The 26,944-nt window shown below is 57.8% G+C and carries 29 protein-coding genes; 12 read left to right on the top strand and 17 right to left on the bottom strand.

The window, feature by feature from the left end; genetic code table 11:
- Positions 1 to 210: 210 nt before the first annotated feature.
- The 10 genes from hisC to ACNSOI_RS13295 form a co-directional block, all read right to left on the bottom strand.
- Positions 211 to 1,272 carry a histidinol-phosphate transaminase gene (gene hisC / locus ACNSOI_RS13250; protein ID WP_420194262.1) on the bottom strand — a complete coding sequence of 354 codons (1,062 nt, stop codon included), beginning with the start codon at positions 1,270 to 1,272 and terminating at the stop codon, positions 211 to 213.
- Positions 1,265 to 2,569, bottom strand: coding sequence for a histidinol dehydrogenase (gene hisD / locus ACNSOI_RS13255; protein WP_420194263.1), 1,305 nt, complete (start codon positions 2,567 to 2,569; stop codon positions 1,265 to 1,267). The genes hisC and hisD overlap by 8 nt, the downstream gene beginning before the upstream one ends.
- 241 nt (positions 2,570 to 2,810) lie before the next feature.
- A complete protein-coding gene (hisG, locus tag ACNSOI_RS13260) occupies positions 2,811 to 3,464 on the bottom strand; it encodes an ATP phosphoribosyltransferase (RefSeq protein ID WP_138437228.1) in 654 nt (217 codons plus the stop codon).
- 26 nt (positions 3,465 to 3,490) lie between these two features.
- On the bottom strand, positions 3,491 to 4,753 hold the full coding sequence (gene murA, locus ACNSOI_RS13265) for a UDP-N-acetylglucosamine 1-carboxyvinyltransferase (protein ID WP_152438669.1): 1,263 nt from the start codon (positions 4,751 to 4,753) through the stop codon (positions 3,491 to 3,493).
- 19 nt (positions 4,754 to 4,772) lie between these two features.
- Positions 4,773 to 5,021 carry a BolA family protein gene (locus ACNSOI_RS13270; protein ID WP_061331522.1) on the bottom strand — a complete coding sequence of 83 codons (249 nt, stop codon included), beginning with the start codon at positions 5,019 to 5,021 and terminating at the stop codon, positions 4,773 to 4,775.
- A gap of 60 nt (positions 5,022 to 5,081) precedes the next feature.
- Positions 5,082 to 5,399 carry an STAS domain-containing protein gene (locus tag ACNSOI_RS13275; protein WP_152438670.1) on the bottom strand — a complete coding sequence of 106 codons (318 nt, stop codon included), beginning with the start codon at positions 5,397 to 5,399 and terminating at the stop codon, positions 5,082 to 5,084.
- Positions 5,396 to 6,049 carry an MlaC/ttg2D family ABC transporter substrate-binding protein gene (locus ACNSOI_RS13280; RefSeq protein ID WP_152438671.1) on the bottom strand — a complete coding sequence of 218 codons (654 nt, stop codon included), beginning with the start codon at positions 6,047 to 6,049 and terminating at the stop codon, positions 5,396 to 5,398. The genes ACNSOI_RS13275 and ACNSOI_RS13280 overlap by 4 nt, the downstream gene beginning before the upstream one ends.
- Positions 6,050 to 6,080: 31 nt before the next feature.
- Complete coding sequence (mlaD, locus tag ACNSOI_RS13285) at positions 6,081 to 6,530, bottom strand: outer membrane lipid asymmetry maintenance protein MlaD (RefSeq protein ID WP_152438672.1); 450 nt, start codon at positions 6,528 to 6,530, stop codon at positions 6,081 to 6,083.
- Positions 6,531 to 6,551: 21 nt separating this feature from the next.
- Entirely contained in the window at positions 6,552 to 7,334 is a 783-nt protein-coding gene (gene mlaE / locus ACNSOI_RS13290; protein ID WP_058092015.1) for a lipid asymmetry maintenance ABC transporter permease subunit MlaE, read from the bottom strand.
- Positions 7,331 to 8,143 carry an ABC transporter ATP-binding protein gene (locus tag ACNSOI_RS13295; protein WP_152438674.1) on the bottom strand — a complete coding sequence of 271 codons (813 nt, stop codon included), beginning with the start codon at positions 8,141 to 8,143 and terminating at the stop codon, positions 7,331 to 7,333. The genes mlaE and ACNSOI_RS13295 overlap by 4 nt, the downstream gene beginning before the upstream one ends.
- A 217-nt stretch (positions 8,144 to 8,360) precedes the next feature.
- Between ACNSOI_RS13295 and ACNSOI_RS13300 the strand changes: the two genes are divergently transcribed.
- From ACNSOI_RS13300 to yjgA, 12 genes are all read left to right on the top strand, one after another.
- Positions 8,361 to 9,350 (top strand): KpsF/GutQ family sugar-phosphate isomerase, encoded by a 990-nt coding sequence (locus tag ACNSOI_RS13300; RefSeq protein WP_420194264.1) that lies wholly within the window; start codon positions 8,361 to 8,363, stop codon positions 9,348 to 9,350.
- Positions 9,350 to 9,919: a KdsC family phosphatase gene (locus tag ACNSOI_RS13305; protein WP_420194265.1), complete on the top strand. Its 570-nt coding sequence runs from the start codon at positions 9,350 to 9,352 to the stop codon at positions 9,917 to 9,919. Before ACNSOI_RS13300 ends, ACNSOI_RS13305 begins: the two co-directional genes overlap by 1 nt.
- Positions 9,916 to 10,515 carry an LPS export ABC transporter periplasmic protein LptC gene (gene lptC, locus ACNSOI_RS13310; RefSeq protein WP_420194266.1) on the top strand — a complete coding sequence of 200 codons (600 nt, stop codon included), beginning with the start codon at positions 9,916 to 9,918 and terminating at the stop codon, positions 10,513 to 10,515. The genes ACNSOI_RS13305 and lptC overlap by 4 nt, the downstream gene beginning before the upstream one ends.
- Positions 10,499 to 11,035, top strand: a complete 537-nt coding sequence (gene lptA, locus ACNSOI_RS13315; RefSeq protein WP_342630824.1) for a lipopolysaccharide transport periplasmic protein LptA — start codon at positions 10,499 to 10,501, stop codon at positions 11,033 to 11,035. The genes lptC and lptA overlap by 17 nt, the downstream gene beginning before the upstream one ends.
- 7 nt (positions 11,036 to 11,042) lie before the next feature.
- Positions 11,043 to 11,768 carry an LPS export ABC transporter ATP-binding protein gene (gene lptB, locus ACNSOI_RS13320; protein WP_058092020.1) on the top strand — a complete coding sequence of 242 codons (726 nt, stop codon included), beginning with the start codon at positions 11,043 to 11,045 and terminating at the stop codon, positions 11,766 to 11,768.
- A 189-nt stretch (positions 11,769 to 11,957) separates the two neighbouring features.
- Positions 11,958 to 13,487: an RNA polymerase factor sigma-54 gene (locus ACNSOI_RS13325; protein ID WP_072678164.1), complete on the top strand. Its 1,530-nt coding sequence runs from the start codon at positions 11,958 to 11,960 to the stop codon at positions 13,485 to 13,487.
- Positions 13,488 to 13,562: 75 nt separating this feature from the next.
- Entirely contained in the window at positions 13,563 to 13,865 is a 303-nt protein-coding gene (hpf, locus tag ACNSOI_RS13330; protein WP_072676729.1) for a ribosome hibernation promoting factor, read from the top strand.
- A gap of 98 nt (positions 13,866 to 13,963) precedes the next feature.
- On the top strand, positions 13,964 to 14,431 hold the full coding sequence (gene ptsN, locus ACNSOI_RS13335; protein ID WP_072676728.1) for a PTS IIA-like nitrogen regulatory protein PtsN: 468 nt from the start codon (positions 13,964 to 13,966) through the stop codon (positions 14,429 to 14,431).
- A gap of 40 nt (positions 14,432 to 14,471) precedes the next feature.
- Positions 14,472 to 15,356 (top strand): RNase adapter RapZ, encoded by an 885-nt coding sequence (rapZ, locus tag ACNSOI_RS13340; RefSeq protein ID WP_152438677.1) that lies wholly within the window; start codon positions 14,472 to 14,474, stop codon positions 15,354 to 15,356.
- A gap of 6 nt (positions 15,357 to 15,362) precedes the next feature.
- Positions 15,363 to 15,632 carry an HPr family phosphocarrier protein gene (locus ACNSOI_RS13345; RefSeq protein WP_072676726.1) on the top strand — a complete coding sequence of 90 codons (270 nt, stop codon included), beginning with the start codon at positions 15,363 to 15,365 and terminating at the stop codon, positions 15,630 to 15,632.
- A gap of 94 nt (positions 15,633 to 15,726) precedes the next feature.
- The gene (gene mgtE, locus ACNSOI_RS13350) at positions 15,727 to 17,088 is read left to right on the top strand and encodes a magnesium transporter (protein ID WP_420194267.1); all 1,362 of its coding nucleotides are present in this window, start codon (positions 15,727 to 15,729) and stop codon (positions 17,086 to 17,088) included.
- Positions 17,089 to 17,098: 10 nt separating this feature from the next.
- On the top strand, positions 17,099 to 17,635 hold the full coding sequence (gene yjgA / locus ACNSOI_RS13355; protein ID WP_072676724.1) for a ribosome biogenesis factor YjgA: 537 nt from the start codon (positions 17,099 to 17,101) through the stop codon (positions 17,633 to 17,635).
- A 26-nt stretch (positions 17,636 to 17,661) separates the two neighbouring features.
- Here yjgA and ACNSOI_RS13360 read toward each other — a convergent pair whose 3' ends face one another.
- From ACNSOI_RS13360 to ACNSOI_RS13390, 7 genes are read right to left on the bottom strand one after another with little or no spacing between them, the layout of a single operon-like run.
- The gene (locus tag ACNSOI_RS13360) at positions 17,662 to 18,486 is read right to left on the bottom strand and encodes a carbon-nitrogen hydrolase family protein (RefSeq protein ID WP_420194268.1); all 825 of its coding nucleotides are present in this window, start codon (positions 18,484 to 18,486) and stop codon (positions 17,662 to 17,664) included.
- Positions 18,487 to 18,498: 12 nt separating this feature from the next.
- Positions 18,499 to 22,230, bottom strand: coding sequence for a YhdP family protein (locus tag ACNSOI_RS13365; RefSeq protein WP_420194269.1), 3,732 nt, complete (start codon positions 22,228 to 22,230; stop codon positions 18,499 to 18,501).
- 39 nt (positions 22,231 to 22,269) lie between these two features.
- Positions 22,270 to 23,751, bottom strand: a complete 1,482-nt coding sequence (gene rng / locus ACNSOI_RS13370; protein ID WP_061331537.1) for a ribonuclease G — start codon at positions 23,749 to 23,751, stop codon at positions 22,270 to 22,272.
- Positions 23,748 to 24,350, bottom strand: coding sequence for a Maf family protein (locus tag ACNSOI_RS13375; RefSeq protein ID WP_106695012.1), 603 nt, complete (start codon positions 24,348 to 24,350; stop codon positions 23,748 to 23,750). Before ACNSOI_RS13375 ends, rng begins: the two co-directional genes overlap by 4 nt.
- 4 nt (positions 24,351 to 24,354) lie before the next feature.
- On the bottom strand, positions 24,355 to 24,831 hold the full coding sequence (mreD, locus tag ACNSOI_RS13380) for a rod shape-determining protein MreD (protein WP_072676720.1): 477 nt from the start codon (positions 24,829 to 24,831) through the stop codon (positions 24,355 to 24,357).
- Positions 24,831 to 25,697, bottom strand: coding sequence for a rod shape-determining protein MreC (mreC, locus tag ACNSOI_RS13385; protein ID WP_138437213.1), 867 nt, complete (start codon positions 25,695 to 25,697; stop codon positions 24,831 to 24,833). The genes mreD and mreC overlap by 1 nt, the downstream gene beginning before the upstream one ends.
- Before the next feature lie 29 nt (positions 25,698 to 25,726).
- Positions 25,727 to 26,770: a rod shape-determining protein gene (locus tag ACNSOI_RS13390; protein WP_058092032.1), complete on the bottom strand. Its 1,044-nt coding sequence runs from the start codon at positions 26,768 to 26,770 to the stop codon at positions 25,727 to 25,729.
- Positions 26,771 to 26,944 lie beyond the last annotated feature (174 nt).

Raw genomic sequence — 26,944 nt, forward strand, 5'->3', positions numbered from 1 at the left:
CTATCTCGCTAATATTCAGGGTTGATTCAGCGCGCACATAAGCTTGGGGCGAGGGGCTGGAAAGGCTTTCCAAAAATGTGCGGAGCCATGGATGGCGGAGCCCAAGCGCCACAGGGATGTGCCGCAAGGAGCGTTTTTTGGAAAGCCTTTCCAGCCCCTTGCGATGCGCAATACCTAAAGCGCTGACCCTCTCACAAGTCTGCTGTCAACTTAGAGAGAATCAAGGCCCTTGATCAACGCGTTATTTTGATCGCTCGTACCAATAGTAATTCGCAGGAAGTCGCTAATCCGCAGCTTGTTGAAGTGACGAACGATAATGCCCTGCTCTCTCAGCTTGGCAGCAATATCAGCGCCTTCATGGCTTGGGTGACGGGCGAAGACGAAGTTTGCCTTTGATGGCAGCACTTCAAAGCCAAGATTCTCCAGCGCAGCCGTAACCCGCTCACGCTCTTCAATCACGCCGCCACAGCATTTCTCAAACCACTCGCGATCTTCAAACGCCGCGATCGCACCGGCCAACGCCAGACGATCGAGCGGGTAGGAATTGAAGCTATCTTTAACTCTATTCAAAGCCTCAATCAGTTCCTCATTACCCACTGCGAAACCTACCCGAAGGCCGGCCAACGAACGAGCCTTGGACAGAGTCTGGCTGACCAGAAGGTTCGGGTATTGATTGACCAATGAAATAGCCGTCTCACCACCGAAGTCTACATAGGCTTCGTCAACCACCACCACGCTGTCCGGATTCGCCTTCAGGATTTCTTCCACATGCTCCAGCCCGAGATACCGGCCGGTAGGCGCATTCGGATTCGGGAAGATGATGCCGCCGTTGGGGCGCTTGTAGTCTTCCGGGTTGATTTCGAAGCTTTCGGTCAGCGGGATGACATCACTTTCAATCTGGTACAGGCCGCAGTAAACCGGGTAGAAGCTGTAAGTAATGTCCGGAAACAGGATCGGCTTGTCGTGTTTGAGTAAGCCCTGGAAAATGTGGGCCAGAACCTCGTCTGAACCGTTACCTACGAACACCTGCTTGGCGGAAATACCGGAATCCGTGTGATAGGCAGCAATCGCTTCTTTCAGCGCCTGCCCTTCCGGGTCCGGGTACAAGCGGAGGTTGTCGTTTAGCTCGGACTGAATGGCTGCAATCACCTTCGGGGATGGCCCGAAGGGATTTTCGTTGGTGTTCAGCTTGACCAGGTTGGCCATTTTCGGCTGCTCACCCGGCACATACGGCTGCAATTCGCTGACCAGCGCGCTCCAGAACTTACTCATTGATACGGTACTCCGCGGAACGGGCGTGAGCGGTCAGCCCTTCACCGCGCGCCAGCACAGACGCTACACGCCCCATCCGGTCGGCACCTTTGGGGCTGAAGCCGATCAAGGAGGAGCGTTTCTGGAAATCGTAAACCCCCAGCGGCGAGCTGAACCTTGCCGTACCGCTGGTAGGCAGTACGTGGTTCGGGCCGGCACAGTAGTCACCCAAGGCTTCGGCGGTGTAACGGCCCATGAAAATGGCACCAGCGTGACGAATATCATCCAGCATCGCCTGCGGGTCTTCCACCGACAGCTCCAGGTGTTCCGGAGCAATCCGGTTGGAGACTTCCGCCGCTGCTTTCAAATCCGCCACGTGAATCAGCGCACCACGGCCAATCATGGACGTGCGAATAATCTCCTCCCGTTCCATGGTCGGCAGCAGCTTGTTAATGCTGGCTTCCACCGCATCCAGAAAAGCCGCATCCGGGCTGATCAGAATACTCTGGGCCTGCTCGTCGTGCTCAGCCTGGGAAAACAGATCCATGGCGATCCAGTCCGGATTGGTCTTGCCATCGCAAATCACCAGAATCTCGGACGGGCCGGCAATCATATCGATACCCACAACCCCGAACACTTCCCGCTTGGCCGTAGCCACAAAAATATTGCCAGGGCCGACAATCTTGTCCACTGCCGGCACAGTCTCAGTACCATAGGCCAACGCCGCCACAGCCTGCGCGCCCCCGAGCGTAAACACCCGATCAACTCCGGCAATCGCGGCCGCCGCGAGAACCATGTCGTTCACCACGCCATCCGGCGTCGGCACCACCATGATCAACTCACCGACACCCGCCACCTTCGCCGGAATGGCATTCATCAACACCGAAGACGGATACGCCGCCTTACCACCAGGCACATAAAGTCCCGCCCGGTCCAGCGGCGTCACCTTCTGCCCCAGAATCGTCCCGTCCTCGTCCTGATACTGCCAGGACTTCTGATCCTGCCGCTCATGGTAATCCCGAACCCGCTCAGCGGCCTTCTCCAGAGCCACCCGCTGATCCTGAGGAATCCGCTCCAACGCTTCCTGAAGACGGCTCTTGTCCATCTCCAACTCCGCCATGGAACTGACCTTCAACCGGTCAAACTTCTCCGTAAACTCCAGAACCGCCGCATCGCCACGGGTTTTCACCTCACGCAGAATATGCCGAACCGACTCATTCACCTGATGGTCAACACTGTCATCCCACGCCAACAGCTTGGCCAGCGCACCATCAAAGTCGCTCTGGGTTGTCGTCAGTCTGGTGATTCTGTCGTTCATCTCGTTAATCCTGCGTTGGATTGAAAACTTACAACCGCTGGATTGCCCGCCAGCGAATCGGGGAATATTCAACAAAGCTCAGGGGCTTCCAAACTCAAAAGTACGCGAAAGCCATCGGGTAGGCCTTTCCAAAAATTTCGAAGGCCAAGGATGGCCTGAGAGAAGCGCACATGGATGTGCTCGTAGCGGTTTTTGGAAAGGCCTACCCGATGGCTGACATGCACCCAAAAAGAAGGAAGCCTTACTCCGAACCCGAACCACGACGGCGATCCACCGCAACCGCCATCTTCTCTATGATGGGATTAATCTGCCCATGCTTCATCTTCATAGAAGCCCGATTAACCACCAACCGCGAACTGATATGATCAATCAGCTCCCGAGGCTCCAGCCCATTGGCCTTCAGAGTATTGCCCGTATCCACAATATCGACAATCTCATCCGCCAGATCCAGAATCGGCGCCAGCTCCATCGCCCCATAAAGCTTGATGATATCCGCCTGCCGCCCCTGAGCCGCATAATAGCGCCGCGCAAGATTTACGAACTTGGTGGCCACCCGGATTCTCCCGGCCGGCGGCTGCTCGCCCTTCTTGCCCGCGGTCATCAGCTTACAACGGGAAATGTTCAGATCCAGCGGCTCATACAGGCCTTCCCCGCCATGCTCCATCAGCACATCCTTGCCCGTGACTCCAAGATCGGCCCCGCCATACTGAACATAAGTGGGCACATCGGTGGCACGGATAATCAGAATCCGCACGTTCGGGTCTGTGGTCGGGAACACCAGCTTGCGGGACTTCTTCACGTCGTCGACCAGCTCAATACCGGCCTCCGCCAGCAGCGGCAAGGTCTCTTCGAGAATTCGTCCCTTCGACAAGGCGATGGTGATGGAATCTGTCATGGGTCTTTTCGGGTCCCGTTGGTTCATTATGCCGGCAAACGGCGAATACTTGCGCCCAGCAGCTGCAGTTTTTCCTCAATACATTCATAGCCACGGTCTATGTGGTAAATGCGGTCTACGATGGTGTCGCCATCAGCCACCAGGCCTGCGATAACCAGACTGGCCGAGGCTCGCAGATCCGTGGCCATAACCGGCGCGCCCGTCAGATGCTCCACACCTTTAATGATGGCGGCGTTACCTTCCAGACTGATATCCGCGCCCATGCGAATCAGCTCCTGCAGGTGCATAAAGCGGTTTTCAAAGACCGTCTCTACAATGGTCCCCGTGCCCTCGGCGACGGCGTTCATCGCCGCAAACTGGGCCTGCATATCCGTCGGAAATGCGGGGTATGGCGCCGTTCGCAGGTTAACCGCCTTCGGGCGCTTACCCTTCATATCCAGCTCAATCCAGTCCGGCCCGGTGGTGATGTGGGCGCCTGCTTCTTCCAGCTTCAGTAATACCGCCTCAAGCAAGTCTTCGCGGGTATCTTTAACCTTCACCCGGCCACCCGTGGCGGCCGCAGCCACCAGATAGGTACCGGTTTCAATGCGATCCGGCAGCACGTTGTAGTGGCAACCGTGCAGGCGCTCTACGCCATTGATCTCAATAGTGGCGGTGCCATGGCCCTTGATGTCGGCGCCCATGGCAATAAGGCATTCGGCCAGATCCACTACTTCCGGTTCTCGGGCAGCGTTTTCGAGGATGGTTTTACCCTCAGCCAGGGTCGCGGCCATCAGCAGGTTTTCGGTGCCGGTTACCGTTACCGTGTCCATGAAGATATGGGCACCTTTCAGGCGACCATTGGTTTTGGCCTTGATGTAACCATTCTCAACCTTGATATCCGCGCCCATCAGTTCCAGGCCGTGGATGTGCAGGTTGACCGGGCGGGTACCAATGGCACAACCGCCAGGCAGGGAAACTTCTGCCTCACCAAAATGCGCCACCAGCGGGCCCAGTACCAGAATGGAGGCGCGCATGGTTTTCACCAGCTCATAGGGCGCATGAAAATGCTTGATGGTGTTGGCGTGAACCTCAACACTCATCTTTTCGTCAATCAGCAGCTCGACACCCATCCGGCCAAGCAGTTCGATCATCGTTGTGATGTCGTTCAGGTGCGGCAGGTTGCCAACGGTCACCGGCTCATCCGCCAGCAGGGTAGCTGCCAGAATCGGCAGCGCCGCGTTCTTGGCACCGGAGATGCGAATCTCGCCATCCAGAGGCTTGCGCCCCCTGATCAGAAGTTTATCCACAATATCTGTCCTGTTCGGTTCAGGCGTTGGCCTGCCGCTCGGCCCACTCGCTCGGGGTGTAGGCCTTCGGGTGAAGGGCGTGAATGGTGCCGTCCATGATGTGCTGGAACAGTACCTTGTTAATCATTTGCTGCCGTTTGATGGTTGGCAGGCCTTCGAATACCTCACCCACCGCGACCACGAGGTAATGGTTGCCATCAACCTGCACCTGCACCTCGCAATCGGGCAGTGCTTGTTTTACTAGATCGGTAACCTGGGCGGCGTCCATAGGGATTCCTCGGCTGTATTGAAATCAGGGGCGGAATTGTAACCAATTCCCGGGCGCCGGTCAGCTGTGTGAGGCAAATCCGGGAATCTGATCTTTAAGATTGCTGAGTGCAGCCAGCGACAATAGGCGGTCGCTGGCGCCTTCAAAGGTAAGGGATACTTGCCGACTGAGTGCCAGCCGATGCCAGCAAAGGAGCATAGAGAGCACCACGCTGTGGGCGGTGCCCAGCCCGGCAAGGTCGACCGTAAGCGAGCTCTGGGCACCCTTGATTAGCTGTTCACCCTGTTTGCGCAACGGAATCACCGAATCGGCATCAACCGATCCGGTTACCCGCAAAGTAGTGCCATCCAAAATGACCGCAGGCGCGTCACTGGTCATGACTGGTCAATTTCCTCGTCCAGGTTCAGCGATTCCACCGCGTCGCTCCAACCATCGATGACCAGTTGAATCTGGCCCCGATTAGCCTCCATTTCCTGGGCAAAGCGGTCGCGGAAAGCCAGGCCGATATTGATACCCTCAACGATGACGTTTTCCATCATCCACCGACCTTCGGCATTGCGGTACATGGAATAAGTGACGGGATAGCGATTACCTGAGGAGGTGACGACTTCCATCTGCACGGTTGCGCGATCGTTGTTCTGGGCCATGATGGACGCCTCTTTCACCTGGATAGTGAAATCATCGGCCGACACCAGCGCCTGGGCATAACTGTCAAACAGGCTGCGCTTGAACTTCTCGACAAAGTCATCGCGCTGCTCTGGCGTCGACTGCCGGGCGTAGCGGCCCATTACCCGAGCCGCAATGCGACGGAAATCCACGAACTGGTCAAGGGTTTCATCCATGCTCGCGTAAAAGGCTTCCGGGTCGGATGCGTAGAGGCCCTTCTCCGCCTGAAGCTTTTTTACCAACTTCTGGGTATTGTCATCCACATACTGCCTGAGCTCTTCTTCCGGCCCTGCCCAGGCCTGGCCGAACCCTACTGCAAACAGGGCGAGTATCAGTATAAGGCGTTGTTTCAAAACAAGCATTGCAGTCTCCTGTGCGTTTATTCCCGTTGCCTCACCGGCCCGAGGCGAAATTGCTGATCATCCGTTCCAGATTCATGGCAGATTGGGTGGAATAGAAGGTATCGCCTTCTTTCAAGGACTCAAGATCCCCACCAATGGAGATATCAATGTACTGCTCCCCCAGAATTCCGGATGTACGTATTACTGCTGCACTGTCCGCCGGGATGTTATCCACGTCTTTGTGGATAGACATGGTCACCCTGGCCTGAAAGGTTTCCCGGTCCAGAGTGATCGACTCAATGGTGCCTACCGTCACACCCGCCATGGATATCCGGCCCCGGGGCGCCAGCCCGCCAATATCGTTGAAGTTTGCATGGAGCCTGTAGGTAGCGCCAGCGGCCTTGGGGGACAGGCCACTGACCTGCAACGCCAGGAACAGCAAGGCAGCCAGCCCGGCGATAATAAACAGACCGACGATGATTTCTGTTGTTCGTTGTGCCATGAGAGGCTCCCGGAATACCTGTTAGAAATTTCCAAACATGACAGCGGTCAGCACGAAATCCAGGCCGAGAACCGCCAGAGATGAATACACCACAGTTTTGGTAGTGGCCGAACTGATCCCTGCCGAGGTGGGCACACAGTCATAACCCTGGTACACCGCAATCCAGGCACAGACAAAACCGAACACCACACTCTTGATCAGCCCGTTGAGAACGTCATCCACAAAGTCCACTGAGGCCTGCATATTGCCCCAATATGAGCCTTCGTATACACCTAACCATTCAACACCCACCAACATGCCACCCCAGACGCCAACCACCGCGAATATCATGGCCAGAATGGGCAGTGAAATAAAACCCGCCCACAACCTTGGGGCGATCACCCGGCGCAACGGGTCGACCCCCATCATTTCCATGCTGGAGAGTTGCTCAGTCGCTTTCATCAGACCGATTTCGGCGGTTAACGCAGAACCAGCACGGCCAGCAAACAGCAGTGCCGCCACCACTGGCGCCAGTTCACGCACCAGGGTCAATGCGATCATCTGGCCGATGGCCGCCTCCGAACCAAAATCGCTGAGAATAGTGTACCCCTGAAGACCAAGCACCATGCCGATGAACAAACCCGACACCACCACAATGGCCAGCGACAGCACACCGACTGCATATAACTGCTTTACCAGGAGCGGAAAACCTACAGAGGGCTTCGGTACGCCCCCGACAACGCCCGCCAGAAACTGACAGGCCCGCCCCAGTGACGCAATAACATCAAGACCCGTTCGCCCCAGGGCAGCTATGCGATCCATCATGCGCCACCCCCGCAGATACCGAAATCAGACGCTGCATCGCTGTTCGGGTAATGGAACGGCACCGGGCCGTCGGGCTGGCCTTTGAGGAACTGTTGAACCCGCTCGGAGGGGTGCGCCCTGAGTTCATCCGGAGTTCCCTCACCAATGACCTTGCCATCCGCAATGATGCACGCGTAGTGGCAGATACTCAGGGATTCCGGCACGTCATGGGAAACGAGCACACTGGTCAGGCCCATGGAGCTGTTCAGATCGCGGATCAACTTGACTAGAACCCCCATGGCAATGGGATCCTGCCCGGCGAAAGGCTCGTCGTACATGATCAGCTCAGGGTCCAGCGCGATACTACGGGCCAGCGCCACCCGGCGTGTCATCCCCCCGGACAGTTCCGAGGGCATAAGGTTGCGGGCACCACGCAGGCCCACCGCTTCGAGCTTCATCAGCACGATGTCCCGAATCATATCTTCCGGCAGGCGGGTGTGAACCCGCAAAGGAAAGGCAACGTTCTCGTAAACACTCAGGTCGGTGAACAGGGCGCCACTCTGAAAAAGCATGCCCATCTTTTCCCGCAGCACGTACAATTCCTTGCGCTTGAGCTTTGGCACCTCACGGCCTGCCACCACCACCTGACCGGAGTCGGGACGCAGCTGGCCGCCAATCAGTCGCAACAGCGTGGTCTTACCGGTGCCACTAGGGCCCATGATCGCGGTGATCCGCCCCTTCGGAATATCCAGCGAGACACCATCGAATATGCGCCGGCCGGAGCGGGAAAACACCACGTCGTTAAGGCTTATGTATGCAGATGACGCCATAATCCATCCTGATTAAAGAGCGCCTACATTATGACATGCGCCGCTTCAGCTCAATGAAAAGCCGGTTAAAGCTACGTAAAATGTCTTGATGGCAATGATCAGTTTCCCTGAACGTTGGCTGCCACGCGTCTCAACAATGATATACTCACGATTCAGTCGCCCGATCACCGACGTTTGGCCGGGCAAACCAGACCGACCGAGCAGACTATCCGCCGAGATGACAGATTCACACGCTCCAGACACCCCCGACTACCGCTCCTCAGCAGTTCGAGCCATCCGCATCGAGCGGGAAGCTATCGAAGCCCTGGAAGGCCGTATCAACGGCGACTTCACCAGAGCCTGCGACGTTATCATGGCCTGCAAAGGCCGGGTAGTGGTCACCGGCATGGGTAAATCCGGCCATATCGGCAACAAGATTGCAGCCACATTGGCAAGCACCGGCACGCCCGCCTTTTTTGTTCACCCGGGTGAAGCCAGCCACGGCGATATGGGCATGATCACCCCGCAAGATGTGGTGGTTGCCATCTCCAACAGCGGCAGCACCAGCGAGGTGGTGACCATTCTGCCGCTGATCAAACGCATGGGGGCACCGCTGATCAGCATGACCGGCAACCCGAACTCTGTGCTGGCTCAGGAAGCGGTCGCCAATCTGGATGTCAGCGTTGCCCTGGAGGCCTGCCCGCTTGGCCTGGCACCCACATCCAGCACCACAGCAACCCTGGTCATGGGCGATGCGTTGGCCGTAGCCCTGCTGGAAGCCCGAGGCTTCAGTGCCGAAGACTTTGCCTTCTCTCACCCGGGCGGCAGTCTGGGACGGCGCTTGCTGCTGCGGGTTTCTGACATCATGCATACCGGCGACCAGATTCCCAAAGTTCTTGAAACTACCACCCTCAGCGGCGCCCTGCTGGAGATCAGCCGTAAAGGGCTGGGCATGACCACCATCGTCGACGCCCAGGGGCATCTGACCGGCATATTTACCGATGGCGACCTGCGCCGGACCCTGGACAAATCCGTCGACGTTCACACCACTCCGATCCGGGACGTCATGACCCGCCACGGCAAAACCATTCAGGCTGACCACCTGGCGGCCGAGGCACTGAACATCATGGAAGAGATGAAGATCAATGCCCTGCCCGTCACCGACGACGACGGCAACCTGGTTGGCGCCATCAATATGCATGACCTGCTGCGTGCGGGGGTGATTTAATGAGTGACTTCGCACCGCCTATGCACACCGGCTGGGACGACACGCTCAAGGCAAAAGCCGCCAGAATTCGCCTGATCGCCCTGGACGTAGACGGCATCATGAGCGACGGCCGGTTGTATTTCAGCGCTGCCGGCGACGAACTCAAAGCGTTCAATATACTGGACGGTCTGGGTCTGAAACAGTTGATGATGGCTGGAATTACCGTGGCAGTCATTACCGGGCGCAGGTCACCACTGACAGAAAAACGGATGACCGACCTCGGCATCCCGCACCTGATGCAGGGCCGGGAAGACAAGAAAGTTGCGTTACAGGAACTGGTTGCAGGCATGGATATCGCTCCGGACCAGATTGCCTATATGGGCGATGATCTGCCTGATCTGCCCGCCCTGACATTCGCCGGCCTGGGCATCAGCGTGCCCAACGGCTACTGGCTGGTGCGCCAGCATGCCGACTATTGCACCCAGGCCCTGGGCGGTCACGGCGCCGTGCGTGAAACCTGTGACCTGATACTCTGGGCGCAGAACCGGCTGGAAACAACTTTGGCCCCCTATCTGGGCGAGCCGTCATGATTCCGGAGGTGCTGTCAAACATCGCCCGCAAACCCTTGGCGAGAACCCTGGCACTGGCGGTCACGGCTCTCGCCACTGTCTTCCTGATGTGGCAGAACGAGGAAGGTGACAGTGTGCGGGGCGATGCCGCAGAACTCAGGGGCCCGTCGGAACCCGACAGTTTTATCATCGAGGGCCGCTACACAACCTGGGACGAACACGGCAACCTTAAGATGTCGATATCCAGCCCCCGAATTGAGCAGTTTGAAGACACCAACTACGCCACCATGAATGCTCCAAGGGCCAGGATTTTCAGCGAACAGGCTACCCCACCATGGATAATCGAAGCGGATGAAGGTAGCCTCCGCCAAGACGATGATCAGGTGACCTTGACGGGCAACGTCGTCGTACTCCGGCAAACCGGCGACTCTGAAGCCACCCTGAAAACCGACTCACTGACCCTGGATAACCGCCAGGGCACGGTATACACCGATCAACCGGTCACCATTACCGAACCGTTCGGCGTTACCCAGGCCAATGGCATGAAAGCCTGGATAAACGAACGCATACTGGAACTCAACTCCCGGGTGGAAGGGCAATATGAAACCATCAGGTAAGCGCACATACCGACTGCCGGTCATACTGGCCGCACTGATGCTGGCCAGCCCGGCAACCGCGTTTGATCTGGATTCCGACACCCCCATCAAGGTCAGCGCTGATTCCGCCCGCCTGGACGATACCGAAGGGACCGCCATCTACACCGGCGACGTTGAACTGGTTCAGGGGGCCACCCAGCTGAACGCAGAACGGGTGGTACTGTATCGAAGCCCCGAAGGTCTCAGCCGGATTGAGGCAAGCGGCGAACCCGCCCGATATCGCCAGCCGGCACGGGAAGGTGAAGCCATGACAGACGCCCGGGCGCGGACCATCACCTGGTCAGCGGCGGAAAACCGGCTGACGTTCGAGCGCCAGGCAGTGATTGAACAGGGCAACAATGTGTTCCGGGGCGACGTCATCCAATACGACACCGTGCGCAGGGTGGTCACTGCAGAAGGCGGCACGCCTTCGGAAGAGAGCTCTGGCCGGGTGGAAATGGTGATTCAGCCTCGCGGCTCCAGCAACCCCTCAGACGAATAGGTTACTGATGGCAGTTCTCAGGGCCAGCAACCTGGCAAAAAGCTACAAACAGAAAAAAGTGGTTCTCGATGTGTCTCTGGAAATCCGGTCCGGAGAAATCGTAGGCCTGCTCGGCCCCAACGGCGCCGGGAAAACTACCTGTTTTTACATGATTGTCGGGCTTGTACCCTCCGACCGCGGCCGAATCACCATTGACAGCCAGGACATCACACCCCTGCCCATGCATGGCCGAGCACGCAAAGGGATCGGCTACCTGCCCCAGGAAGCCTCGGTATTCCGTAAACTGACCGTGCGCGACAACATCATGGCCATACTGGAAACCCGAAAAGGCATGAAACGGCCTGAGCGGGAAGCCAAACTTGAGGAACTGCTCGAGGAATTTCACATCACCCATATCCGGGACAGCTTGGGTATGGCGCTGTCCGGTGGTGAACGGCGGCGCGTCGAAATCGCCAGAGCGCTGGCCATGGAACCTGCGTTTATTCTGCTGGATGAGCCCTTCGCCGGGGTAGACCCCATCTCGGTCAGCGACATCAAACACATCATCCGGCATTTGCGGGACAAGGGCATTGGCGTACTGATCACAGATCACAACGTGCGGGAAACCCTCGATATTTGTGAAAACGCCTACATTGTCTCCGGCGGACACATCATCGCCTCCGGCAATGCTGAAGCCATCCTGGCCAATCAGCAGGTCAAGGAAGTCTACCTGGGTGATGAGTTCCACCTGTAAGCGGAAGAAAACCCCTCGACGACCGAGGTCTGATTGTTTTGATGATCTGTAGCAAGTAAACTCGGCAAAGAACTTGCTTATACTGACAACAGTGAGCGGCAAGTAACCAGCGTATAACAATTTTTTTGCCTGACAGCAGGCAACGTCACTACCGGGACACCCTTGATTTATGGATCTTGAGCCATGGTTATGAAAGCCTCATTACAGCTTAAGATGGGCCAGAGTCTGACCATGACGCCCCAGCTGCAACAGGCCATTCGCCTGCTTCAGCTTTCCACCCTCGACCTCCAGCAGGAAATCCAGCAGGCACTGGAATCCAACCCCATGCTGGAAACCTCCGAGGATGACGATCAGTCTGACACCCCCGATACGGATGCCGACACCCGGGACGAACATAAAGACCGGGATTCCGACCACGATGAACCGGCCACCGAGGCTGCCTCTGACTGGGATGAAAACGAAAATGGCCCGGACTGGGCTTCTGAAAACGACATTCCGGATAACATCCCCGACGACCTGCCCGTAGACACCGCCTGGGACGATATCTACCAGTCTGCACCGGCGCCAGCCAGCAAAGGGGACGACGAGAACGAGTCGGATTTCGAAACCCGCAATTCACCGGCCGAGACCCTCCAGGACCACCTGGAATGGCAGCTCAACCTGACCCCCATGAGCGAGCGTGACCAGGCAATCGCCCACGCCCTGATGGACGCTGTAGACGAGCGCGGTTACCTGACCTCACCAATTGAGGAAATCCATTCCGGCCTGCAGGACGAAACCGAAGAAGACCCCCTTGAACTGGACGAGGTAGAAGCGGTCCTGCACCGGCTACAACACTTCGACCCGCCGGGCGTGTTCGCCCGGGACCTGCAGGAATGCCTGCTGATTCAGCTCAACCAGTTGCCGCCAGATACCCCCTGGCTTCGACAGGCACGCCTGGTGGTTACCCAGTTCCTGCACCTGCTGGGCAACCGGGATTACGCGCAACTGCTGCGCCGCAGCAGACTCAAAGAAGATCAGTTGCGCGAGGTTCTGGCCCTGATTACCAGCCTCAACCCTCGCCCGGGTGACGTGGTGGACCGAGCGGAGCCGGATTACGTGATACCAGACGTCATCGTCCGAAAACACGAGGGCCGGTGGCGTGTTGAGCTCAACCCGGAGATCGCCCCGAGAATTCGGGTCAACGCCAGCTATGCATCGCTGATCCGTCGCGCCGATAGCAGTGCTGATAACACCTACCTGCGGGATCAACTGCAGGAGGCCAAGTGGTTCATTAAAAGCCTGCAAAGCCGCAATGAAACGCTACTGAAAGTCGCCACCCGGATTGTTGAGCACCAACAGGGTTTCCTGGACCAGGGGGAGGAAGCGATGAAGCCGCTGATCCTCTCGGATATCGCCCAGGCCGTGGAAATGCACGAATCCACCATTTCACGGGTCACCACGCAAAAGTATATGCACACACCCCGCGGCATTTTCGAGCTGAAGTACTTTTTCTCCAGCCACGTCAGTACCGCTGAGGGCGGAGAATGTTCCTCCACTGCTATTCGTGCGATGATCAAGAAACTGATTTCAGAAGAAACTCCGAAAAAGCCGTTGAGCGATAGCAAGATTGCAGCCATGCTTGGAGATCAGGGCATCAATGTGGCCCGGCGCACCGTTGCCAAATACCGGGAGGCCATGCACATCCCTCCTTCAAACGAGCGCAAACGACTGGTTTAATGTTTTTGCCGGTGCACGAAGCACCGGACACGCAGCCCGGTGGCAACACCGGCATGATGACAACAGGAGACGCCTATGCAACTCAACATTTCAGGCCATCACGTAGAACTGACCCCTGCATTGAAGGATTACGTCAACACCAAGTTCGAGAAGCTGGAGCGTCACTTTGACCACATCAGTAACTGTCAGGTGACGCTGGAAGTTGAGAAGGTACGTCAGATGGCTGAAGCCACCCTGCATGTCATCGGTGGCGATATCCATGCAAAGGCAGAGAGTGAGGATATGTACGCCGCGATTGATTCGCTGGTGGACAAGCTGGACCGCCAGATCCTCAAGCACAAAGAAAAGAATGTAGACCGGATGCACGGCAACGGCTGAGCGCGCTCATAGCGCCACCGTACCGGGTGTTTCAATGATACGAGCTGCGGCGGGGCATACCGGCCGCAGCCTTTTTTTTACGGAATCACAGTCGATCCATGAGCGATACATCCCTGACCATCGACAACATTCTGGCTCCCGAACTGACGCTGTGCAGGGTGCCAGCCTCCAGTAAAAAGCGGGTACTGGAAACCATCGCAGAGCATATTCATCATCAGGATGAAATCCTCAGCGACACCGAGATTTTCAGCAATCTGGTTTCTCGCGAGCGGCTTGGCAGCACCGGTATCGGCCAGGGTATTGCCATACCCCATTGCCGGCTGGAGGGGCTGGACCGTGTGATCGGCGTGCTGATGACACTGGAAGAGAGCATCGACTTCGATGCTATCGACAATCAGCCGGTCGACCTGGTGTTTGCCTTGATCGTGCCCAAAGAAGCCACCAGTGAACATCTGGAGTTGCTAAGCCAGTTGGCCGAGAAATTCAACGACAACGGGTTCTGTGAACAGCTTCGCCAGTGCCAGGATGCAGCATCCCTTTACCAGCGCATGACCGCGGCATCCTGATAAGCAGTAGCACCAACAGAAGCAGGCAGGAGCGTCCATCATGAAACTGATCATCGTCAGTGGCCGATCCGGGTCCGGTAAGAGTACCGCGTTGCATGTGCTCGAAGATCTGGGTTTTTATTGCATTGACAACCTTCCCATCGGACTGCTGTTCCCGCTGACCCGGGAAGCGGCACAACAGGAAGCGCCGGGGCGGCTCCGGAAAATGGCCGTCAGCATCGACGCCCGCAACCTGTCTGCCGAACTGGCCAACTTCGAACAGATCTATCGCCAGCTTCGCGATGCGGGAGTCGTTGTCGAGATTATCTTTCTGGATGCCGATGAACAGTCCCTGCTGCAGCGGTTCCACGCCACACGCCGAAAGCACCCGCTGAGCGATGACCGTACCTCCCTCCGAGAAGCCATCACCAACGAAAAGGCACTGTTGGAACCGCTGTCAAAACTGGCAGACCTTTACATCAACACCACCGGCATGTCGATGTATGAACTGCGCGACATGGTCAAACAGCGAGTGGTCGGTCGCAAGGATCAGGAGCTTGCACTGCTGTTCCAGTCATTCGGTTTCAAGCATGGCGTACCGGTCGATTCCGATTACGTTTTCGATGTGCGCTGCCTGCCCAATCCATACTGGGATACCAGCCTGCGCAAATACGTCGGTACCGATCAGCCGGTTATCGAGTTTCTCGAGCGGGAACCTCTCACCGGGCAAATGGTGGACGACCTGATCCGCTTCCTGGATACCTGGCTACCCTCGTTCGCCGACAGCAACCGCAGCTACATGACCATTTCTATTGGCTGTACCGGTGGCCAGCACCGTTCCGTCTATGTCTGCGAGCAACTGGGCCAGCACTTCCGCACCCGATACAACAACGTGCAGGTTCGTCATACTGAACTTCCCCACCTCCAGGCCCGAGGGGAGATCTGATCCAACATGATCTGCCGCCCCGTCACCATCATCAATAAACTGGGCTTGCATGCCCGCGCCACCGCCAAGCTTGTGGCCACCGCCTCCGGCTTTGACAGCCAGGTACGAATCCGCGGCAAGGGCCGGGACGTGGATGCCAAGAACATCATGCAGGTGATGATGCTGGCTGCCAGCCAGGGTACTGATATTGAACTGGTCGCCGACGGCCCTGATGAGCAGGAAGCCATCGAGGCACTCGTAGAACTGATCGGTGATTATTTCGGCGAGGGGGGTTGAGCACACCCTGGTTCGTCATTCACCTACAATCCTTTCTCACCTGACGGCGCTAACTCCGCTATAATGCGACAGTTTTCTGATTGCAGGTGGTTCCATGACCGATATTCTGGAAAAAAGTCAGGCCCGCCAGCGCCTTCGCTCCCTCAGTGAGGCCCTGGACAGTGGTGCGCTCAAACAGGTTGCCCGCATCCTCAATGGCGGCCTGAGCCCCAGCGATATCGCACACCTGCTGGAATCTTCCCCTCCCCGCCAACGCGCCCTGCTGTGGAACCTGGTCGATAAACAACTGGAAGGGGAAGTACTCCAATATCTCGGTGACGACATCCGGGCCTACTTCCTGAGCCAGCTGAACGCCCAGGAACTTGCAGATATCATTGAGGATTTTGAATCCGACGACCTGGCCGACCTGCTCCAGCAGCTGCCAGACACGGTGATCCAGGAGGTCCTGGACACCATGGACGAGCAAGACCGGCAGCGGGTAGAGGAAGTACTCTCCTACCCCGAGGACACTGCCGGCGGCCTGATGAATACGGACACCATTACGGTGCGCCCGGATATCAGTATTGACGTGGTACTGCGGTACCTGCGCCGCCACCGCAACCTTCCCCCCATGACCGACAGCCTGATTGTAGTCAGCCGGCGGGACGAATTCATTGGCATGCTGCCCATCACCCGAATGCTGGTGTCCAACCCCGCATCCACGGTTCGTGAGGTGATGGACACTGACATCGAGCCGATTCCGGTGACACTGTCCGACACCAAGGTCGCCACCCTCTTCGAGCGCTACGACCTGATTTCTGCTCCGGTGGTGGGTGACGACAACAAGCTCCTGGGCCGGATCACCATCGATGACGTGGTCGACGTTATCCGGGAAGATGCGGATCACTCGCTGATGAGTATGGCCGGTCTGGACGAAGACGAAGACACGTTCGCACCAGTGCTCAAAACCACGCGGCGGCGGGCGGTGTGGCTTGGCATTAATCTGATTACCGCGTTCACCGCCTCCGCCGTTATCGGACTGTTTGAAGAAACCATCGCGAAAGTGGTAGCACTGGCAGTTCTGATGCCCATCGTAGCCAGTATGGGCGGCATCGCCGGTAGCCAGACTCTCACTCTGGTCATCCGCGGCATGGCGGTCGGGCAGATCAGCGGGGCAAATGTCGGTTGGCTATTGAATCGCGAGTTCCTGTCCAGCGTTCTCAATGGCTTGCTATGGGCGCTTGTTGTCGCTGTCGCTGCCATATTGTGGTTCCAGGACTGGCTGATCGGGGCAATTATCGCTGCAGCATTGATCATCAACCTGGTAGCCGCTGCCTTGGTGGGCACCGTGTTACCGCTGTTCCTGAAGTCCCGAAACATAGACCCTGCCTTGGCTGGCAGCGTCATCCTGACAACCGTTACCGACGTTGTCGGTTTCATGGCCTTTCTGGGACTGGCCACGATTTTCTACGCTTGAGGAGCCAACCATGAGTCAATCCGACAACCACCCGCACCACGAGGAGCTCGAGGAAGATTTCGGCCCGAGCAAATCCCAGATCAAGCGGGAAATGCATGCGCTCCAGGACCTGGGTAAACAGATGCTGGATCTCAATGACGAGCAATTGGCGTCACTGGACATCAGCGACACCCTGAAGGCTGCCATCGTGGAATCACGGCGCATTAATCAGCGCGAAGCACGCCGCAGACATTTGCAATACATTGGCAAGATCATCCGCCAGGAGGATGACCCGGAGGCACTGGCTCGTGCCATTGGTGCATTCAATGCCGGCAGTGAGGAGCACACCCGCCGGCATCACCTGGCCGAGCGCTGGCGCGACAGGATGATCTCCGAAGGCGACAAGGTGGTGGGGGAGTTTATCGATTATTGCCCGGCGGCAGACGTGCAGCACCTGCGCAACCTGGTTCGCAATGCCCGCAAGGAAGTGGAGAAACAGAAAAACACCGGCCAGGCCCGTAAACTGTTCCGGGCCCTCCGGGAGTGGATTGATGACGCAGAGCAGTAAAGCAAACGGCTAACCGGAGCTCTACGTTAAAGGCGGCGGTGCTCCCAGACCGGCATTCTGGCCCGAACCTGGTTCAGTTTTTCCATGTCCAGGTCTGCCACAACCAGGCCAGGGCCCTCATCCAGTTCCGTCACCACCCTGCCCCAGGGGTCACAGATCAAACTGTGGCCATAAGTCTTGCGGCGCTCACTGTTTTGCCCCCCTTGGCCGGGGGCGACCACCCAAACCTGGTTCTCGATGGCCCTGGCTCGAATCAGTGGGTGCCAATGGGCGTCTCCAGTTTGCCAGGTAAAGGCGCTGGGCAGGCACACCCACTCGGCACCCTGTTCCCGCAGCGCCCTGAACAGTTCAGGAAACCGCAAGTCGTAGCACACTGCCATCCCCAGCCGGCCGGCGGGAGTGTCCACGGTAACCACCTGGTCACCTGGCTCGAAGGTATCCGACTCCCGGTATTGGCCATGGGAATCCTCGACCATGGCGTCAAACAGGTGAATTTTGTCGTAACGGGCAACTTCCTCGCCCTGATCGTTGTAAACAATGCAGCTTGCACGCACCCTGTCGGGAACATCAGAACCATCGGGTCGTGTTGCCAGAGGCATGGAACCACCTACAATCCATAGCCCCAGCCTCTCGGCCTGTTCTGAAAGAAAGCGCCGGATCACCGATTCACCGCCACTTTCCTGCCGACCACACTCCCGCATCTGAGCGGTGGCCAGAACCGCAAAATTCTCAGGTAATACTGCCACTTTCGCGCCTTGGGCGGCAGCATCACGCAACAGCGCCTCGGCCTCGGCCAGGTTACCGGCCAGGTTGTGACTGCTGACCATCTGAATCGCTGCAACTTGGGTCATGCTCCGACTCCTCTACTCACCCGTATCGAAAACCCGGCGTAGCTCCACTTTGGGCTCGCTCCAGTTACCGGTGACACTGTAAGTGGCGCTGGTCAACTTGCTTAATGGGTCACCCAGAATTTTGTCCAGTACAAAGAGTGCGCCGCCAATGGGGGCGCTCGCTCCCATCAGTATGGCAGCCAGGGGCAGGTTCTGGGTAACCGGAAGCACCAGCACCAACCGCATATCCAGGCTCTCATCGGCCATATTGGTGGATCCACTCATCTTGAAAGCCCCGGAAGGCCCCACCAGTTGCAGTTCTGGGTCGAGGGTAACCAGACCGTTTACGATGACAGCCTTGCCGGAAATGGCGTCAAACGCAATACCCCGCTCATAAAGATCCGAGAAGTCCAGGCGCAGCCGGCGCCAGAGCGTGTCGGTGTTGAGCAGGTTGAAAATTCTGAACAACTGGGCTGAGCCACTTTGCTCCAAAATGACGCCGTCATCCAGGCGGACACTGACCTGGCCACTGAGCTGCTTCAGGGCAAATTCATCCGGTCGGCCGGGCCAGTCCAGATCCAGGTCAACCTGGGTCTGCTCATTATTCATTGGAATCGGCGCACCGGTCAGCGCCTCCAGTTCCCGGAGGCGGCCGCCTGAGAGGGTTCCGACAAATCGGCTGGTTTCGCGATCATCAACCACACTCCAACTCATCCTGCCGGTGAGCGCCAGCGTCTCCAATTGCCCTTCAATTTCCTCGATGTTCAGGCGGAACGGCTGCGGCCGCATGGCGAACTGCCAGCGGCCGGCAGACTCATCGCCCAGTCTGAGGTCCGAGATGGTCACATCAATATCGGGCCAGCTCCCCACGTCCAGAGCTCGAAACGCTTCCAGTTGCTCCTCCAGGGTCAATAACTGCCGGTCCTCCTGGTCTTCACCCCCGGTATCTGAGCGCATCAGACTGAGTCGTTGCAGATCGGCTTCGATCGTTCCCTGCGTGGGCACCATCACCCTGCCCTGAACCCGATCAGATTCCGTGTTGAACACCCAACGATCTCCCAGATCCAGTGCATCGATCTGGATATTCCTGAGACTGTGCCCCGCCAGGTTCAGTTCACTGAGTCCCAGCTCAAAGCCCGACGATTTCCACAGCAGATCAAAGGCCAACCGGTCCTGCCAGTCCCCCGTCACACGGACACCCTCATTTTCCGTAGGGTCTATCAATGCCTGCAACCGGGCCTGATCCGACTCTCCCTTACCCAAAGGCTGCGGCCAGTCCAGTGCCAGGCCTTGAAAATCGGAGGATACCGTTATCCGGGAAGCGCGCTCATCCGACACGCTCAGCTGTGCCGAATAATCCAGGCTGCCCGACATCCCGAGTGCGGAGCCCTCCGGCAACCCGAACTGATGCAAAAACGACGGCAATGGAACCCGGCCGGTCTGGCGAATAGACAAGGCTGCGCCCTTACCTGCCGGGCCCTGTTCTGATTGTTCAAACTCAACAGTCACCGGTTGCCCGAAGAACTCCGCCAGAAGAGGCTCTCCGGAAAATCCCCGAAGGGTATCGTAGCGGACCTCGCCCTCGATTCCTGCCCAGACCAATCCCGCTGCCGGGTAGGAGATCCTGGCTCCGGAGGTTGCCACCCGTGCGTTCACCGCTGTCTGCTCACCAGCCCCCAGTGGCAGATCAATATTCAGGGCTAACCGGTAGAGCCCCTGATAATCCAGCTCTGTGGCGGCCATTCCGGCCATGTCGCCAAGCGGTGTCTCGGTCATCCAGAACGGCACGCTCTCACCTGGCACATCGGCTTGTGCATCAACCCTTACGCGAGTCGGCCCCTCGCCATCTCCCGGCACAACCCTTACGACGCCCGAGCGCAGTTCCAGCCCGCCTGTCAGGGCCTGTTCCAGAGTGACCAGAGTGCCTGCATTCTGAACCTCAACCCGGCCACGGGCGCTCTGCACTTCCGGCCAACGTTCGTCGTAACGGACAACACCACGGTCGAACTCATACCACATGGATGAGACAAACGATCCCCGGGGTGCCTCGGAATCGATCCGGCCGTGACCGTAATACTCACCGGCGGTGATATCGGCTTCGATAACGGCGGTGGTTAACCACTGATAGAGCCCCGGGTCCACCACCTTGGCCGGGACAAAATCTGCGAGCATGGACGCATCGCCGTTCTCAACGCCAACGCGCAAGCCCAGGTTGTCTTCGCCAAACCGATCCAGCCTTAAATCAAACGCACCGGTGAGCGTTGTACGGTCGGCGTAGGTAAATCGCAGATCGTCGGCAAATACACGGGTTATCGGGCCGGCCAGCTCCCAGGATACGGTGCCAGCCATCGAATCCAGCGGCCAGCCAGCATCATAGAGTTTTGGGAAACCCAGGTAGGCGGGCCCGGTGGTATCGAGGGTTACATGGCCCGAACGGGCCGTCATCAGGATATGGCCATCAAGCCCACGGGCGGCCGGCGCCCCTTGCGCCGCCTCAACCGACACCTGCCGCAATCGACCGGACAGCTGGAAACCGGCCGGATCTTCCGGCAGCGTCAGGATCACGTCGTCAAGGTAGCCGGATGGCCGGTATTGCTCCAGTGCGTGATTGGCCACGGCCGGAAGCAGGGGAAGGTTCTGCACAAGCCGCCGGATCGGCGCCAGCGGCACGCCATCGGCAATCAGGATATTACCTCCGGAATCGGGCTCAAGGCGCAATCCAAAGGGTTGGACATCGTGGTCCAGCCACTGCCACTGTAGTTGCTGGAGCTGTAAGGGACCATCCCGGCGCCAGCCAAAACGAGCCTGGATACTCTCCAGCGGAGCCAGCGACTCCATATTGACCCCGAGCTGTAAATAGGGCGTTTGCACGATCCCCTGAACCTGCTCCAGCTCACCGCTTTCAAAGGTCAGCCAGGCACGACCGCCCAGATCAGCCCCCTCTACACGAAGACCGCGCCAACTAAGATCGTCCACCAGACCATCAAACAGGCGCCCGGAATCGACATCCACATACAACTGGCCGGTAAACTCGCCCCGGAAAAAGTGCTGCCCCACAAGGGCAAAACTGGCGAGCTGGGTCGTGGTTCCTGGCTGCATGGCCCTGCCCGAGGCCTGAAACAAACCACGGCGGTAGACCAGGTCCAGCTGGGGAATATCGAAATGCCGGGTATTGCCTGAACCATCATCAATGCCAAGGCTGATCCGGGTCATGGTCAGCCGCGGATCAGAAAGCCAGCGCCCGGCCAGCCTGAGCCAGGTTTGCAGGTCCTGGCCACCGGGGCGGGTCAGGTCGGTCAGCTCATCCGGCGGCTCGAGCAGGTCCAGGCCGGACTGCCGGGCCAGGCTCAGGGTTAAGCCATCGGCCTCAAAGTCCTCGAACACCAAACGAAATCGCAGTACCGACGACAGAAAATCCAGACGCAGACGCAAGTGCTCAAGCTCGGCAATGGCTTGGCCGGTTTCCGGGTGGTGAACGGTCAGATCAGTAGCGGTTACTGACGGGTCAAGCCAGTGCCAGCGGGAGGAAAGACGACCAATCCGGACATCCAGCCCGGTTCGATCAGAGAGTTGCTCAGAGAGATCGCCAGTGAAACGGTCGATATTGCTGGTCAGCTGCCTCCCCACTCCAACGTACAGGGCAAACACCACCAGTAAGGCGAAAATCAACCACCAGACTCCGTTTGCCAGGTGCTCCAGTAACTGCGCCAGCTTGCCGGCGCCCCGGCGATGCTGCTGAGCTTGCTCCTGTTCACGGCCTTGCATCGTAATCGATACTCCTTCGACAGCCCGGTTCAGCGGGCGTCAGAGCAGGACCACATCGTACTGTTCCTGACTGTAGAAGGGTTCTACCTGGAAGCGTATGGTCTTACTGATAAAGGTCTCGAGGTCTGCGACATTGTCGGATTCCTCGTCGAGCAGACGATCAACCACTTTCTGTGACGCCATCACCAGATAGTTCTCAGCTTCATAGGCCCGGTTCACCCGGAGAATCTCGCGGAAAATCTCATAGCAGACGGTCTCTGCCGTTTTCAGGAAGCCCCGTCCATCGCAGATCGGGCAAGGCTCGCACAGCACCTGCCCAAGGCTTTCTGTGGTGCGTTTTCGGGTCATCTCCACCAGGCCAAGTTCCGAGACACCGGTGATCTTGGTTTTGGCATGATCCCGCTCGAGCATCTTCTCCAGCATCCTGTGTACCTGGCGCTGGTGCTCCGGGTCGTCCATATCGATAAAGTCTATGATGATGATACCACCGAGGTTTCTGAGCCTCAGCTGCCGGCTGATGGCACGGGCGGCCTCCAGGTTGGTCTTGAAGATGGTTTCTTCCAGATTCCGGTGGCCGACAAACGCGCCGGTATTGATATCAATGGTGGTCATCGCTTCGGTCTGGTCGATGATGACGTAACCACCCGATTTCAGCTGCACCTTGCGGCTAAGGGCCTTCTGGATCTCATCCTCGACCGAATACAGATCAAAAATCGGCCGCTCACCGGGATAGTATTCAACCTTGTCGGCGAATTCCGTGACGAACTCCTGCACAAACTCTATTACCCGCTGGTAGCTTTCCCGGCTGTCGATGCGCACTTTTTCTGTCTGCGGCCGGATTAGATCCCGAATGGTGCGAATGAACAATGGCAGGTCCTGGTAGACCACGGACGGTGCGGGCGCGCTACCAATCCGATCCTGTATGGACTGGCTAAGCCGATGCAGGTAGGCCATATCGGCGATCAGGTCTTCAGCCGCCGCCGCTTCCGCTGCCGTGCGGATAATATAGCCACCCTGAACGTCGTCGCTCTGTTCAGCCGCCTCTTCAATCAGGGTCTTCAGCCGGGTGCGCTCGTTGTCGTCCTCAATCCGCTGGGAAATACCAATATGGCTGACCCCCGGCATAAACACCAGGTACCGGGAAGGAATAGAAAGCTGGGTCGTCAACCTGGCTCCCTTGGTGCCGATGGGGTCCTTGGTGACCTGAACCACGAGCGATTGCCCCTCACGCAACAGGGTGCGGATATCCGGCACGGTTTTCGGGCCATCCGAAGGCTCCTCCGGCCCGGACTGACTGCAGGCAACATCCGAGGCGTGTATGAATGCGGCCCGCTCCAGGCCAATATCCACAAACGCCGCTTCCATGCCCGGCAACACTCGAACCACCTTACCCTTGTAGATATTGCCAACAATACCCTTGCGGCTGGTCCGCTCGATGTAAGCTTCCTGAAGCATGCCGTTTTCGACCAACGCCACCCGGGTTTCCACCGGCGTAACGTTGATGAGAATTTCTTCGCTCATGTTTGGCTCTCCTTACAACTCGGCCAGTTCTGCCAGACCGGAAAACCGGCCTCTGCCAACAACCCGGCGGTTTCCAGGAGGGGCAAACCCACCACCGCGCTATAGCTGCCCTGCAATTCCTGGACAAAGATACCACCCAGGCCCTGAATGCCGTAGCTACCGGCCTTATCCATGGGCTCGCCACTATCAACATAGGCCCGGATCTCGGCCTCGGAAAGGCTTCGAAAGGTCACGTTGGTGACCGACAGGTGCGATTGGCAGACCTCTCCCCGCGCCAGCGCCACCGCCGTCATCACCTGGTGTTGCTGGCCAGACAACCGGGCCAGTGTGGCTTTTGCCTCTGCCGCATCGACCGGTTTCCCCAGAATCTTACCTTGCAAGACCACCGAGGTATCCGAGCCCAGAACCAGTGCGTCAAGATTCTCACCGGCCACTCTTAACGCCTTCTCACGAGCCAGGCGTTCCACATAATGCTCCGCCGACTCACCCTCGGCCACGGTTTCATCAATATCCGCGGGCTGCACCTGGAACGTCAGCCCGATTTGCTGTAGCAGCTCAGCCCGGCGAGGAGAGGCGGATGCAAGAATCAGTGTCTTCATGGTGCTAGCCCAGCTTCCGGTTCAGGCGGTCCAGCAGGCCACTGACAAAGGGCCAGGCGACCGCACTGGTTAATGCTGGCCACAGGTAACTGAACCCCGCCGTATCGGCGCCCAGCAGTTGTTTGATGAAGTGCACCAGCATCTGGTTGATGCCCAACAACAGGAAGACCATAAGGCATTGTTGCGGTAGCGGGTACATTCTCAAGCGCTGATGGATGGTCAGCACCAGGAAAGCAATGAGTGCCATACCCAGCGCATTGGTGCCCAGGGGGGTGGCCTCAAGCACATCCAGTAATAGCCCGAGACACCAGGCCATCAGAATCCCAAACTGCGCCGGTGCACGGAAGGTCCAGTAAAAAACCACCAAACCCAGCCATTCCGGACGGAATTCAAACCAGCCTACCGGGAACAGGGATATACTCAACACCAGCGCAAGCACAACGGTCACGAAAAACAGCGGGTAGCTAATGACCGACAGCATCAGTTGGCCTCCTCTTCCGTGGTCTGCGGTTCCGCAGACTCGCGGCGCTCCCGGGACTCAGGCTGAAACACCACCAGCACAAGCCGGCTCTGGTTCAGTCTGGCCATGGGCCTGGCCCGAATCGTCACGAAGGGTTCCCCTGGTTCCTTGGTGATCTGGCTGACCTCAGCCACCGGATAGCCCCGGGGGAAACGGCCACCAAGGCCGGAGCTGACCAGGGTATCGCCTTCCCGTATATCGGCAGTATCCGGCACATGCACCAGATCCAGCTGATTGACTTCACCATTGCCCAATAACACCGAACGCAAGCCATTTCTGACCACTTCTACGGGCACCGCATGGCTACTGTCCGACACCAGCAACACACGGGAGGTGAACTGGCTGGTCTGCACTATCTGCCCCATCAAACCTTCGGCATCCAGTACAGCCTGCCCGGTGGTCACACCGTCGCTATGGCCTTTGTTGATGATGATCTCGTGGGAAAACGGATCGGGCGAGACACCCACCACTTCGCCCACGATCACCCGGTCATCCAACACTTCAGAGGAGTTAAGCAGCCGGCGCAACTCGTTATTCTCTGACGCCAACGCCGCATATTTCAGCGCACGCCGCTCGAGTATCAGCATTCGGGCCTTGAGTTCTTCGTTTTCACTCTGGAGGTCTTCACGGCTGACAAAGAGCCCGGAGAACCAGTCACTGAATCGGTAGGGGGCATTACCCAGCCAGTATACCGGAGCCAGGCCGGTGGCGAGAGTACTGCGAACAGGTGTGAGCTTGTCAAAACGGGCATCGGCAGCGATCAACGCTGCCGATACCAGAATCACAAGAAAGAGTCTGAAGCCGGGTACCGGCCCCTGGACAAAGATGGTTTTAATGGCTTAGCCCTCCCACGGGATTAACCCTCCTGGGAGAACATTCCGATGCCACCGCGATCAATGACTTCCAGCGCCTTGCCGCCACCACGGGCAACACAGGTCAGGGGGTCTTCGGCGATGATCACCGGCAGACCGGTTTCTTCACTGATAAGTTTGTCGAGGCCTCGCAGAAGTGCACCACCACCGGTAAGCACGATTCCGCGCTCAGCGATATCAGACGCCAGCTCAGGTGGAGACTGCTCAAGCGCGCTTTTGACGGTTTGCACGATCTGGGCAAGTGATTCCTGCAACGCGTCGAGAATCTCTTCGCTGTTCAGGGTGAACGCACGGGGCACACCTTCTGCCAGGTTGCGACCACGCACATCAATCTCGCGGATATCCAGGCCTTCATAGGCGCAACCGATTTCATGTTTGATCCGCTCGGCGGTGGAATCGCCGATCAGGCTGCCATAGTTGCGGCGCACATAGGTAACGATGGCTTCGTCGAACTTGTCGCCGCCAACCCGCACCGATTCAGCGTAAACGATGCCGTTCAGGGAAATAATGGCGATTTCCGTAGTCCCACCACCGATATCGACAATCATGGAGCCGCTGGCTTCTTCAACCGGCAGGCCTGCACCAATGGCCGCGGCCATGGGCTCTTCAATCAGGAACACTTCACGAGCACCCGCGCCCAGGGCAGACTCACGGATGGCCTTGCGCTCCACCTGTGTGGACTTGCTGGGCACACACACCAGCACGCGAGGACTGGGAGTAATAAAACTGTTTTCGTGCACTTTATGAATGAAGTGCTGGAGCATTTTTTCGGTAACAACGAAATCCGCAATCACACCGTCTTTCATTGGGCGGATGGCGGTTATGTTGCCGGGGGTACGGCCGAGCATGCGCTTGGCTTCGGAACCCACAGCAGCCACCATTTTCTGGGAGCCGCTGGTGCGGATGGCAACAACGGAGGGTTCGTTGAGTACGATTCCGCGTTCACGCACGTAGATTAGGGTGTTGGCGGTGCCCAGGTCGATGGACAGGTCGCTTGAGAAGATGCCTCGGAGTCTTTTGATTAACATTCGTGTTGTTTCAACCTGAGAGTTGCGGTTGCGGATGTAGAAGAATCACGCAACTTTAGCAGTGAGGCCATTCTCAGGCAAGGCAACATCAGGGCTCTCAGCTTACCATTCTCACATTTTCGGTACTGTTTCGGGGCCAATCTTGGTTGTGATTCTGCTAATATGTCGGGCTTG

The sequence above is a fragment of the Marinobacter sp. GH_1 genome, from assembly GCF_048595985.1.
Classification (GTDB): domain Bacteria; phylum Pseudomonadota; class Gammaproteobacteria; order Pseudomonadales; family Oleiphilaceae; genus Marinobacter; species Marinobacter shengliensis.